We start from the raw sequence: 12,910 nt of genomic DNA on the forward strand, positions 1-12,910 counted from the left end.
TTTCGGAAATCGTAACAGTTGTGATAGCCTAGGCTATTAAATTTAAGGCTATTTTAAAAAGCAAACAAGCATTTTCTATGTTAACACCAGACAATAGCACAGATAGGTTTTTGTATAAAGTAAAGAAGTGGGGAGAAGTCAACCAAGATATTTGTTTGCTTTTATACACAGATCACACAAAAGAGGAAGCACTTATATGTCCTTATTGTTTTTCAATATTTGTAGTAGTACAAGAATATTTAGATTTCACTAAGAAATTGTATTGGTTGGAATTTTTTGGGGAAACTCAAGTTTACAAGGTAACCCTTACAGACGAGGGTACCATTATAGAGGTGGACTATGAAAATAAGTTGAAGGTTAAATTTGTCATTGTAGCCTCTGGCGGAAAACAATCTTCCGATACGTGCGAAGGTCTAGGAGTATTAATGAACAAAAGGCACAATAGGAAAAACTGTGATTAGTAATTTAAGATTTAATTGCTATGCTTGCATAATAATACATCGTTTCGTGTAGGATTTTACATAAAATATATTAGATTTGGTAACAGAATTTAATATTGAGTGAAGAAATTTATTTGCCCCTTATTTTACCTACTGCTCTCCAATTGCCTACTTTATTCCCAAGATTTTGTTCTTACGGGTACGGTAACAAGCAATGAAGATACGAGTGTTGCCTTTGCAAATGTTCAGTTAATGAGCGTAATAGATTCCACCTTAATAACGGGAACTTCTACTGATGAATCCGGTACTTACCAGATGAATAAAATTTCCCAAGGGAAATATTTAATAAAGGCCAGTTACATAGGCAATGAAAGCCCACTTAGACGCATTACTGTTAACGGAGACCTTGAACTAGAGCCATTGGTTATAAATGAGAATGGCCAAAACCTTGATGAAGTAGTGGTTATCTCCCAGAAACCTAGGTTGGAAAGAAAAGTAGACCGATTGGTTTTTAATGTGGAGAACACCCCATACTCGGATGGTGATGTTTGGGATGTGCTAAAGATTACTCCGAGCATTATGATCATGAACGATAAGATAAGCGTTAAGGGCAGTAGTGCAGTAGGCGTATTGATAAATGGACGAAAAATAAACATTCCTTACAATGATATTGTAAACCTGTTATCGGGAACCTCTGCATCCAATGTTCAAAGTATTGAGGTCATAACTAACCCTCCTGCAAAATATAGCGCAGAGGAAAGTGTGCTCATTAATATTGTAATGAAGAAAAATATTGTTGCGGGCTATAATGGGGCTATCTATAATAAATACGTTCAAGGTGTACTTCCCAAACACACCGTAGGAACCGATCATTTTTTTAAGGGGAAGAAAACACAACTTTCGCTCAATTATAACTTTCGCCATGATAGGGATGTTATATACTATACGGACATTACTAACTTTTCTCAAGATGATGGGTCTATTTCAACTTGGTCTGCGGAACAGGAGTATTTGAGCAACAATAAACAGCACAACTTATCTACATTTTTCGACTACGATATTAGCGATAAAAGTAAAATCAGTTTTACGACCATTACCCTTTGGGAACCTGATAAGTCCAGAGTTTACGATACAGACACTGATTTGGTAGGGGATAACCGCTGGTCTAGTTTTGAGACCCTTAACAATGCAACAAGAGAAAAGATCAATACCTCTTACTACTTAGATTATATTCAAGATTTGAATACAGAGGGAGCACAACTATCCTTTAATGCGCATTTTACGTTTTATGAAGAGTCGGATTCACAATTGTTGAACACTACTTTTTTTGATACGAACAGGGAACTAGCGGGGGAAAACCAATTTACAACGGAAACCTATCAAAAACTGAATCTGTATAGCTTACAAGGAGATTACCTAACGCCTTTAGGCGATGCAAGTACCCTTGAAACCGGACTTAGATTTGCAGGAATTTCCTCTAATAGTAGCATTCTTCAGCAAGGTTTTGATCGGGACCAGCCCGGTATAGACCCATCGGCATCCGGTATTTTTGACTATGACGAATCTATTTATGCGGCCTACACACAGTATTCGGGTAAATGGGAGCATTGGAAGCTTAAGCTAGGGCTTCGTGCGGAATATGCCGAGACAGAAGGAGAATGGGATATGGAAAGACAGAGCAGTGAACGCAATAATTTTCAGCTATTCCCTTCCGGCTCTATACAGTATACACCAAATGACAAGCACGATTTTAACCTGTATTACTTTAGAAAGATAACAAGGCCAAGATACAGTAGCATCAACCCTTTTCAAACTTTCCAAAGTACGTTTTCTACCATTGAGGGAAACCCGGAACTCTTACCGGCAACCAGATATTACTTGGCGGGTGGCTATACTTTTGATGATACCTACACGGTTGAGGTTTTCTACAAAAACAAAAAAAACGGACTAGGCGAGTTAATTTTTCAGAATAACGATAGTAACTTATTACGCTTTATTTCTTCCAACTTAGACCAAGAAACGGCGTACGGAATAGACTTTTCGCTCAATAAGAATTTCACCAATTTTTATAATAGTTACGTTCTTATCAGTTTCTATGACGAAACCTTTAAGTTCAATAACTTAAGTACCAGCGAGCAGGTATCTTTGGATCAGTTTAGTTGGTTTATACGCAGTAGCAACAATTTTTCGCTTTTAAAGGACCGATCTCTTACTGCAGACCTTAATTTTGTCTATACCTCTGCCCTGCTTTCGGGGAATTCTAAATTTGACCCTTTTGGAGCAATAAATTTAATGTTGCGTAAAACGTTTTACGATAAGAAGCTTAGTGTGTCTATGGGGCTTGAGGATATATTTAACCAAGGCAACCAGCTAAACACCCGAAATTACCAAGATCAAAACGGAACATCCTTTAAAAGAGGAGAGAACAGATTGTTTGTTCTGGGTTTACGTTATAGGTTTGGTAATTCTAAAATGCGAGACAATAAGAAGTCTAAAAGGGTTGATGAGCGCAACCGGATCTAAATCTGCGGGCTTACTTCGTATCCAAGCTAAAATTACTAAGCATAATTCCGCAAGTACCAAAGCTTATGAGTAGATAAACACCGGTTAGAATAAAGAAAATCTTAGCCGTTTTTTTGTTCTTTCTCGCCAAACCTACAATGCCCAAAATCAAGAAAATTATAGGAGGTCCTATCATTAGAAATACAAGCGTAATCATACCGTTTCGTTTTGTAATTCCTTTAATCGTTCTATTTTATCATCTCTGTAAAATAAGTTCATAGTTTCAAAAGGAATAATTTTATAGTCTTTGTTCACGATGTGCACACAAGATTTCTTAATGGCACGTACATCAAAATTATGGGCATCTATAAACTGCATGATAATGATACGAAACAGGTTATCGTACCCAAGTTCTGGAGCGTCAATTTCAGGTAAACAACACATAATACTTTTCAAGTTTTCCGATGCTTTTTCAACGGAATTGCCTGTACTAAAAAGCTCGATCATTTTGCCGTGCAGTTGCTCATCTTGCTCGTAAATAATGGTGTTTTTACCTTCGTTCAATAAATCATCTGGGTTAATGAACCTAGTTAGCGGGTTTACCTCATCGCCTAATTTTAGAGCATATGCCATCACCAAGGCGTCGGGGTTACAGGGTACCGGTATTAAATCGTCTGGTTCAAAAATGGGCGATTGCTCTAAAATTTTTCTACGTACTTCAGTTAAGGTAATACGGTTTTCATCTACTTCAAAATTTTCTAATCTACCGGCAATTTGGGTGGGCTGAAAAGTTACGCCGCGCACACATTTTTGTTTTAGGGCAAAGTCTATGGTGCTTCCCATTTCATGGTCGTTCAGCCCCTTTTGTAATGTGACTACCAATGTTGTGGAAAGGTTCAATTCATTTAGGTAGTCTAACGCTTGTAGACGAATATCTGCCAGGTCTGCCCCTCTTAAGGTTTGTAGTACATGGTTATCCAAAGAATCAAACTGTAAATACACTTCAAAATCTGGTGCGTAAGTTGCCAATCGTTTCGCAAAATCAAAATCTTTTGCAATTTTAATTCCGTTGGTATTCAACATTAAATGCCGAATAGGGAGGGTTTTTGCGTAATCAAGAATTTCAAAAAAGTTAGGATGTATGGTAGGCTCACCACCACTAAGTTGAACTACATCTGGTTCGCCCTCGTTCTTAACGATAACATCTAACATTTTTTTGATTTCCTCTAATGTTCGGTGTCTACCATAAGTAGGCGAAGAACCAGCATAGCAGGTAGGGCAGGTAAGGTTGCAGCGGTCGGTCAGTTCAATAACCGTAAGACAAGAATGTTGCTCGTGATCTGGGCAAAGTCCGCAATCATAGGGGCATCCATAATGTGTTTTTGTATTGAACGTTTTTGGGTATTCAGAAGCCTTATTATAGTTTCTTATGTTCTTATAGTATTCTATGTCGTCTGCAATAAGAACTTTGCTCCTACCATGCTCTTTACAGTTTTTAAGCATATATACCTTCTTGTTCTCAAAAACGATTTTGGCATCTATGCGTCGTAAACATTGTGGACAAAGGCTAAGTGTAAAGTCATAATAAGTGTAGTTTTTGGAGGACATAGGTAATGGCTTGGCTAATGATTTTGTAGTAGTATATAAGACAAATTAAGCATAATAATTGGATGCTGCTCAGCCCTAGAACAAAAAACGTATTTGGCTTTAAAAACTCTATTAAGAAGCGGAAAGAGAAGTAAGAAATCATAAAAATTTTAAAGAGCATGCCGTTTTCAAAGGATTTTGTCTTCTTTTTTATTCTTTTAAGTCCTATGAAAAGTAGGAGTAGAAAAGCTACCTCGTAAAGCGCAATAGGGTGTCTTGATAACCCGTCACCCAAATCCATTCCCATAAAAGATGAAGTTTGTCTACCATAGGTAAATTCATTGGTTCCGACTAAAAAACATCCCACTCTGCCAATTATTATACCCAAGATGATAGGTAAGGTAAAAAGGTCTCCTGACGATTGCTTCTCCCCAATAATTAACTTGGCAAGCTCTACCCCCAATAGACCACCAAAAAGCCCGCCCATAATGGTCTTGTTGTTCATTAATGCCATCCAACCCTGTTCGTAATGTACGAAGGGTTCTTCCAAAAAAGCAATCACTCTAGAAAGTAGCAAGGCTCCAAAAATGGCGCCAATAATTATAGTTAGGCGGTTGCTTGAGGAAATGGTATCAACGCCATGCTTACGAGAAAAAACATAGTACCTAAAGGCAATGAAAAACGCTAGGTACTCCAGAATAAGGTGCATGTTCAGTTTTATTCCAAATACAATAGGCTCAAAAGGTAGCGAGACAATAAGTAGCGTATGGGTCATGAAATTATTGTCAGAGCTTTATTTTAAAATTAAAGATTGAAATATAATTCGAAGCGTATATGAAGACTTCATTTTGATACTAATTTACATCGTTTCTATAAACAAGTATTTTAACAAGTAATAATAGCTTGTAAAACCACAGAATTTATCGAAAAGCCTAAGTAATGCCCTTCCCGTATTTTTATATAACTTTGCAACCCAAAATTAGAATGCAGTGCCCAAAATAGGAGACATACAACTACCTGATTTTCCGTTGCTTTTAGCGCCAATGGAAGATGTAAGCGATCCACCATTTAGAGCCCTTTGTAAAGAGCAAGGAGCCGATGTGGTGTATACCGAATTTATTTCTTCGGAAGGATTGATTCGTGATGCGGCCAAAAGCGTCATGAAGTTAGATATCTACGAAAAAGAAAGACCTGTAGGCATCCAGATTTTTGGTGCCAATTTAGATAGTATGTTACAATCTGTAGAGATTGTAGAGAAGTCCAATCCGGATATCATCGATATTAATTTTGGATGCCCGGTAAAAAAGGTGGTGAGCAAAGGTGCCGGTGCAGGTATACTAAAGGATATAGATCTAATGGTATCGCTTACTAAAGCCATGGTAGAACACACCAAACTACCAATAACCGTAAAAACGCGTTTGGGGTGGGACAGTGATTCCATTAAAATAGTTGAGGTGGCCGAACGTCTGCAGGATGTGGGTTGTAAGGCCATTGCCATTCATGGTAGGACCAGGGTACAGATGTATAAGGGTGAGGCCGATTGGAAACCTATTGCCCAAGTAAAGAATAATCAGCGCATGCATATTCCCGTTTTTGGTAACGGAGATGTAGATTCTCCCGAAGCCGCAATGAAGATGCGTGATGAGTATGGGTTGGACGGAGCCATGATCGGTCGTGCCAGTATTGGTTATCCATGGTTTTTTAATGAAGTAAAGCATTTCTTTGAAACCGGAACACACAAAGCACCGCCTACCATGCCCGAGCGCGTAGAAGCGGCTAGAAGGCATTTGCAAATGGCCATTGATTGGAAAGGCGAAAAGTTAGGTGTTTTTGAGACCAGAAGGCATTATACCAATTACTTTAAAGGTATTCCCAACTTTAAGGAATACCGAATGAAAATGGTAACCAGTGATGATTCCGTTGATGTTTTTCAAGCGTTTGACGAGGTGCTAGAGAAGTTTGGCGACTATCAGTTTACTTCCTAAACACAGAAGAATTAAATAGATATCATTTTTTTGGTAATCCTGCTACTAGCTATCTTAGAGGCAATTATCCCCAAAATAAATATAGTCCCAAAAACGATCAGAACATTTACAAACTGATATTCTACCGGGTAGGCAAGTGATGGCGTAATTTTTAGCCATCCAAAGGCAATCTGTGACCATATTAATAAGGATGCCGTTACCACACCAATAAGTCCGCCTAAGCCGGTTACCAGCACGCCCTGTACAAAATAGATACGGCGCAGTTCTTTAAGCGTGGTGCCCAAACTGTACAGCGTTTTTAGGTTTTGCAGTTTATCCAGAATCATCATGATAATGGCGCCCACTACATTAAAAAGGGCAATGCCCAAAACTAAGGTGAAAATGAGGTAAGTTGCCAAGTTTTCCGTGTTGAGCATTCGGTGCAAGGTACTATTAAGCTCCTGTCGGTCTTTTAAAATTGCTTTATCGCCAAATGTACCTGCAATTTTAGTCCTAATACTGGCCAATTGTGATACATCCTTCACCTTAAAATTTATTCCGGAAACTTCATTGGGTTTCTTTTCCAATAGCTGTTGCACTTCGGCCAATTGGGCAAAAACGTATTTTTTATCCAAATTTTCTTCTACGGAATAGACACCGCTAAGTACAAGCGATTTAGTTTTTAAGGATTTTTGAGTGAGTGAGCCCTTACCCGGTTTTAGAGCCAGCACCACCAGAGGGTTACGGTATTGATTAATGGTTACCCCCAGAATATTTGTCACACCAATTCCGGCTACCGCTTCTTGGCTATTGATGCGCCAAGTGCCGTACAATAAAGTACTATCTATACCCGTAACCTGAGTGTAATTGGTATCTATACCTTTTATAAAAGCAATATGTCCTTTCTCGCGGTGTTTTAGGTATACTTTTTCCTCCAGTTCTTTGGAATAAAAAGCAAGGCCATCTATTTGGGAGAGCTGCTCTTCTTGTTCCGGAGTAATGGAAAAGAATTTGCCCGTTGCGGGCAAAGCTTTTAGATCTGGGTCAAAAGTATTACTAAAGGATAGACTAAAGGTTTTAAGTCCGGCAAATCCGGAAAGTACTACAAACAGGGCTGCAGAGCCTATTACCGTTACCAAAAAAGTGATAAAGTTAATGACGTTTACGGCATTTTGACTGCTTTTGGAACGAACATAGCGCTTGGCGATGTAGAACGGAAAATTCAACCTTACATCTTTTTTCTTTTGTCCAAAAGGTCCCTGTTCTCAATTGGGTTCTCTTCGCCTTTTAATGACTTTTCAATATTTTCAATATAATCAAGGGAATCATCCAAAAAGAACAATAGTTCGGGAACCCGTCTTAATTGATTTTTGGTACGCTGTGCCAATTCATGTTTAATTAATGGCTGATTGGATTTTATACCCTCCATGAGCTCCTTGGCATCTTTGTTGGGAAAAATACTAATATAAACTTTGGCAATAGAGAGATCCGTTGTTACCGAAACTTTCGAAACCGAAATCAACGTACCCTTCAAACCTCCGTCAATGGCGGCACGTTGTAGAATATCTACGATATCTTCCTGTATGACCCCCGCAATCTTTTTCTGTCGTTGTGTTTCCATACTGCAAAAATACGGAGAAATAGCGTAATTTAGGGGGATAAACACCGATACGGACAAAATTTGCATTTCAATTGGAAAAAATAGAGCATATAGGCATAGCGGTACACGACTTAGATGCGGCCAACGAACGCTTTGAAAAGCTCTTAGGACAACCTCATTATAAAGTTGAAGAAGTGCCCAGTGAAGGTGTGCGTACGTCTTTTTTTAGAACAGGGGAAAGTAAGATAGAACTTTTGGAATCTATAGAACCCACGGGCCCTATTGCTAAATTCTTAAGTAAAAATGGAGAGGGAATGCACCATATAGCTTTTGCTGTAGACGATATTGAAAAAGAAATGGAAAGATTAAAGGCGGAAGGCTTTACTTTGATCAATGAAAAACCTAAAAAAGGTGCTGACAATAAGCTAGTTGCTTTTCTCCACCCTAAGAGCAGTAATGGGGTGTTGATAGAATTATGTCAAGAAATAATGTAGTAGCTTATAAAATAGCTTGCACCACCAAAAAATAAGTAGTAATATTGCAGTCCAATTTTTGGTCCTATAGCTCAGTTGGTTAGAGCACCTGACTCATAATCAGGTGGTCCCTGGTTCGAGCCCAGGTGGGACCACAGAAAACCTCTCGGGACATCTGTTCTTGAGAGGTTTTTCTTTTTTCAAGTGTTCGAGGTCAAAAGCATCCACAGTAATTTTTTTCGACTTACCCTAGCACACTTATCTACAAATCCCGATATTTATTAAAGTAATTCTTCTAATTCTAGTCTTGTACAATTAGATGTGAAAAGCCTCAAAAAACAAACTGAAAAGTAGCCTGAAAAATGAACCCAAAAGTAGATGAATTCTTGAACGGCCTAGGCCAATGGCAAGAAGAGTTAAAAAGACTTCATGAGTTAATTTTGGATTGTGGGCTAGCGGAAGACTTTAAGTGGAATCACCCCTGTTACACTTATAAGGGCAAAAATATTGTGCTTATTCACGGGTTCAAGAACTACTGCGCTTTACTTTTCAATAAAGGGGCACTACTACAGGACGCTGCGCAAATTTTGATTCAGCAAACGGAGCATACCCGATCCGCCCGGCAAATACGTTTTACCAACGTGGCTGAAATAGAAAATCAAAAAACCATCATCAAACAATATATCTTAGAGGCGGTTGAGGTAGAGAAATTGGGACTGAAACTAAAGGTAAAAAAGGTAGCGGATTTTGAAACCCCAGATGAGTTGATTGAGAAATTCAAGGAGAATCCAGAATTTGAAAAGGCGTTTAAAAAACTAACCCCAGGTAGACAAAAGGGGTATTTGCTCCATTTTTCAAAGGCAAAACAGGCTACTACACGAATAGCTAGAATTGAAAAAAACACGGACCGTATTTTTGAGGGTTACGGACTAAATGATTGCACCTGCGGCCGTTCCAAACGAATGCCCAATTGTGATGGGTCGCACAAGAACTAAAACAACGGTTATCTTAGTAAATATTTAGGTTTAATAAGGGGGGTAATCACTGTGTAAAGTTTACTTGTATAGGCTCGACAAACCGGTTAACATTTCATACCTTTTACTAGGTTTGGCAAATAGCTGGCACGGCAACAAAAAGAATATAGATGAACGAGACATTCTACATTAAAAATATGGTCTGTAACCGCTGTATAGCTTCGGTTTTGGAAATTTTCACTTCGGAGGGCTATACCGTAGAATCTGTTGAATTGGGAAAAGTAGTTGCTGCCGAAGGACCTGAAAGTGATAAGAAAAAACTATCCCATACTCTTGTCCAGACCGAGTTTGAACTCATCATAAACGAAACGGATACGCTTCTAGAACAGATAAAAGTGAAGCTGATTCATAAAATTGAAATCGGAGAAACCGAAAATCTCTTTCAATCCCTGGCCGAGGAATTCGGTAAGACGGAAACGGCACTTAGCAAGCTATTCAGCAAGTCCGAAGGTATGACCTTGGAAAAATACACCATCAACCTAAAAATTGAAAAAGTAAAGGAATACATTCAGCTGGGCCAGCTCAATTTTTCTGAAATAGCATACAGCCTAAATTATAAGACCAGTAGCCATTTGGCAAGGCAGTTTAAAACCGTAACGGGAATGTCTATGACCGACTACAAAAGTTTAAAAAATTGGGATAGAAAGACCTTGGACAAAATTGTATAAATAAGAATCGTAATTGTGTAAAAGATTCGCTTGGCCTCTTAGTAATTTTACATTCTAAAATTAAGAGGAAATGACACATACCTATCATATACACGGAATGACCTGCAACGGGTGTCGCGGTCATGTAGAGCAGACGCTTTCCAAAGTAGCAGGTGTAACCCATGCTTCGGTAAATCTAGAGAAAGCGGAAGCAGTAATCGAAATGGAGTTCCATATTCCTTTAAAAACATTTCAAAAGGCATTGTTAGATGACGGTGGTTCGTACAGCATCCATAATTTAGGGGAACACGGTCATGAAGTAAAGAAAAAAGAAAGTCCTAAAGGTAAGGGCACAGGTACTTTTTACTGCCCCATGCACTGCGAGGGTGATAAAACCTATAATCAGGCGGGTGATTGTCCTGTATGTGGAATGGACCTGGTTGAGGAGCAAAACCTAAGTGCTAACGCTTCCGAACAATGGACGTGCCCTATGCACCCGGAAGTGGTTCGCGATGAGCCTGGAAGTTGCCCTATTTGTGGTATGGATTTGGTGCCTATGCAACCGGATCTCTCCGCTGAGGAGAAAACGTACAAGAAGCTTATAAAGAAGTTTTGGATTGCATTGGGCTTTACCCTACCAGTGTTTGTGATTGCTATGAGCGAGATGGTTCCAAACAATCCCCTTTACGATATAATGGCGCAAAAGTGGTGGAACTGGATTCAGCTTGGACTTTCCCTGCCTGTAGTTTTTTACGCCACTTGGATGTTCTTTGAGCGTGCTTACCGAAGTATCAAAACATGGAACTTAAATATGTTCACCCTAATAGGTATTGGTGCGGGAGTGGCATGGGTTTTTAGTGTCTTTGGAATGTTGTTCCCAGATTTCTTTCCACCACAGTTCAAGACGGATTCAGGTGCGGTGCATGTTTATTTTGAGGCGGCTACCGTAATTCTCACCTTGGTTCTTATGGGGCAGGTATTAGAGGCGCGCGCGCATAGTAAAACCAATTCTGCCGTTAAGGAATTATTGAAACTGGCACCTAATAAAGCTATCCGAGTAGTAGATGGAAAGGAAGAAGAGGTTGCCATAGATAAAATTCAAAAAGGGGATACGTTAAAGGTAAAACCTGGAGATAAAATTCCGGTAGACGGTATCATAATTGAAGGCGATACCACAGTAGATGAATCCATGATTTCAGGAGAACCGTTACCTGTTAATAAAATAACGCAGGACAAGGTCAATAGTGGAACCATAAACGGAAATAGGTCTTTCTTAATGAAGGCGGAAAAAGTAGGGAATGAAACCTTATTGTCCCAAATCATACAAATGGTGAATGATGCTAGCCGTAGTCGGGCGCCTATTCAGAAGTTGGCGAATACGGTCTCAAGCTATTTTGTGCCTATCGTGGTAGTAATTTCTGTAATTACTTTTGCTGTTTGGGCCATTTGGGGTCCTGAACCTGCTTATGTTTTTGCGTTGGTAAATGCTATAGCCGTGCTAATTATTGCCTGTCCTTGTGCTTTGGGGTTGGCAACGCCAATGTCCATTATGGTAGGTGTGGGCAAAGGTGCACAGAACGGGGTGTTGATCAAGAATGCCGAAGCTTTGGAAAAAATGGATAAGGTAGATACGTTAATAGTAGATAAAACGGGAACTATTACCGAAGGAAAACCAACAGTGGAAACGATTGGTGCGTTAAAGGACGAATATTCTGAAAATGAGGTGTTACAGTTTATAGCTTCCTTAAACAATTCCAGTGAACACCCTCTTGCCGAAGCCACGGTAAAGTATGGAAAGGAGCAAGGTCTTGAAATTTTAAGGACAGAGGATTTTGAGGCTATTACCGGAAAAGGGGTGGAAGGGAAAATAAATGGTCAAAAAATGGCTTTAGGGAACCTTAAGATGATGGAGTATGTTAATGCCGCCTTAAGTTCAAACTTAAAATATGAGGCCAATGAACACCAAAAAATGGGTAAAACGGTATCGTACCTGTCCGTTAATGAGCAAGTAATAGGGTATGTTGTAATTGGCGATAAAATAAAGGAAACGAGCGCAAAGGCTATTAAGGTACTTCAAGAGAAGGGAATAGCGGTTGTTATGCTTACGGGAGATAATCATGATACCGCACAAGCCGTAGCTACAGAGTTAAATTTAGCTGATTTTAAAGCGGGAATGCTTCCCGAGGATAAATTGGCCGAGGTACAAAAATTACAGGAAAAAGGACATGTGGTGGCTATGGCCGGCGATGGAATCAATGATGCACCTGCATTGGCCAAAAGTGATGTTGGAATTGCTATGGGAACGGGAACAGACGTAGCCATTGAAAGTGCTATGATAACTTTGGTAAAAGGAGATTTGCACGGTATTGTAAAAGCCCGAAACCTTAGTGATTCCGTAATGCGAAACATTAAGCAGAACCTATTCTTTGCTCTAATCTACAATACAATAGGTATTCCTATTGCAGCGGGAGTGTTATACCCTGTTTTTGGGCTTTTGTTATCGCCAATGATTGCGGCTCTTGCTATGAGTTTTAGCTCGGTATCTGTAATTGCGAACGCGCTTAGGTTAAGAGCGGCTAAAATCAACTAATAAATAGTATTTCATGGGTTTTGAAAATTAGAAATTAAGCAGCGGTTACATTTTTATAGATTGAAATTTAAAC

General features: G+C 39.3%; 12 protein-coding genes and 1 tRNA gene. 8 read left to right on the forward strand and 5 right to left on the reverse strand.

Translation table 11 applies throughout. The annotated features are described in order from the left end of the window. Positions 1 to 77 precede the first annotated feature (77 nt). On the forward strand, positions 78 to 461 hold the full coding sequence (locus H9565_RS01990) for a hypothetical protein (protein WP_215436852.1): 384 nt from the start codon (positions 78 to 80) through the stop codon (positions 459 to 461). Between the two features lie 99 nt (positions 462 to 560). Beyond that, entirely contained in the window at positions 561 to 2,963 is a 2,403-nt protein-coding gene (locus H9565_RS01995) for an outer membrane beta-barrel protein (RefSeq protein WP_215436855.1), read from the forward strand. A gap of 10 nt (positions 2,964 to 2,973) precedes the next feature. On the opposite strand, the gene H9565_RS02000 is transcribed toward H9565_RS01995, so the two are convergent. From H9565_RS02000 to H9565_RS02010, 3 genes are read right to left on the reverse strand one after another with little or no spacing between them, the layout of a single operon-like run. After that, positions 2,974 to 3,159 (reverse strand): hypothetical protein, encoded by a 186-nt coding sequence (locus H9565_RS02000; protein WP_215436858.1) that lies wholly within the window; start codon positions 3,157 to 3,159, stop codon positions 2,974 to 2,976. Next, positions 3,156 to 4,550, reverse strand: a complete 1,395-nt coding sequence (locus H9565_RS02005; protein ID WP_215436861.1) for a radical SAM protein — start codon at positions 4,548 to 4,550, stop codon at positions 3,156 to 3,158. The genes H9565_RS02000 and H9565_RS02005 overlap by 4 nt, the downstream gene beginning before the upstream one ends. Further along, on the reverse strand, positions 4,522 to 5,304 hold the full coding sequence (locus H9565_RS02010) for a prolipoprotein diacylglyceryl transferase family protein (RefSeq protein ID WP_215436864.1): 783 nt from the start codon (positions 5,302 to 5,304) through the stop codon (positions 4,522 to 4,524). Before H9565_RS02010 ends, H9565_RS02005 begins: the two co-directional genes overlap by 29 nt. Before the next feature lie 214 nt (positions 5,305 to 5,518). Between H9565_RS02010 and dusB the strand changes: the two genes are divergently transcribed. Beyond that, positions 5,519 to 6,514 carry a tRNA dihydrouridine synthase DusB gene (gene dusB, locus H9565_RS02015; protein WP_215436866.1) on the forward strand — a complete coding sequence of 332 codons (996 nt, stop codon included), beginning with the start codon at positions 5,519 to 5,521 and terminating at the stop codon, positions 6,512 to 6,514. A gap of 11 nt (positions 6,515 to 6,525) precedes the next feature. On the opposite strand, the gene H9565_RS02020 is transcribed toward dusB, so the two are convergent. Together H9565_RS02020 and rbfA are read right to left on the reverse strand one after the other, a co-directional pair. Next, positions 6,526 to 7,719: an ABC transporter permease gene (locus H9565_RS02020; RefSeq protein ID WP_215436868.1), complete on the reverse strand. Its 1,194-nt coding sequence runs from the start codon at positions 7,717 to 7,719 to the stop codon at positions 6,526 to 6,528. A gap of 2 nt (positions 7,720 to 7,721) precedes the next feature. Beyond that, the gene (rbfA, locus tag H9565_RS02025; protein WP_215436869.1) at positions 7,722 to 8,114 is read right to left on the reverse strand and encodes a 30S ribosome-binding factor RbfA; all 393 of its coding nucleotides are present in this window, start codon (positions 8,112 to 8,114) and stop codon (positions 7,722 to 7,724) included. Between the two features lie 71 nt (positions 8,115 to 8,185). Between rbfA and mce the strand changes: the two genes are divergently transcribed. The 5 genes from mce (at position 8,186) to H9565_RS02050 (ending at position 12,837) form a co-directional block, all read left to right on the forward strand. Then, on the forward strand, positions 8,186 to 8,587 hold the full coding sequence (mce, locus tag H9565_RS02030) for a methylmalonyl-CoA epimerase (RefSeq protein WP_215436871.1): 402 nt from the start codon (positions 8,186 to 8,188) through the stop codon (positions 8,585 to 8,587). 60 nt (positions 8,588 to 8,647) lie between these two features. Beyond that, positions 8,648 to 8,721, forward strand: a tRNA-Ile gene (locus H9565_RS02035). Positions 8,722 to 8,928: 207 nt separating this feature from the next. Continuing rightward, a complete protein-coding gene (locus tag H9565_RS02040; RefSeq protein WP_215436873.1) occupies positions 8,929 to 9,561 on the forward strand; it encodes a DUF1801 domain-containing protein in 633 nt (210 codons plus the stop codon). 149 nt (positions 9,562 to 9,710) lie between these two features. Then, complete coding sequence (locus H9565_RS02045) at positions 9,711 to 10,268, forward strand: helix-turn-helix domain-containing protein (RefSeq protein WP_215436876.1); 558 nt, start codon at positions 9,711 to 9,713, stop codon at positions 10,266 to 10,268. A 70-nt stretch (positions 10,269 to 10,338) separates the two neighbouring features. Then, entirely contained in the window at positions 10,339 to 12,837 is a 2,499-nt protein-coding gene (locus H9565_RS02050; RefSeq protein ID WP_215436879.1) for a heavy metal translocating P-type ATPase, read from the forward strand. The last annotated feature ends 73 nt before the right edge of the window (positions 12,838 to 12,910 follow it).

This window comes from Zobellia russellii, from assembly GCF_018728565.1.
Lineage (GTDB): Bacteria > Bacteroidota > Bacteroidia > Flavobacteriales > Flavobacteriaceae > Zobellia > Zobellia russellii.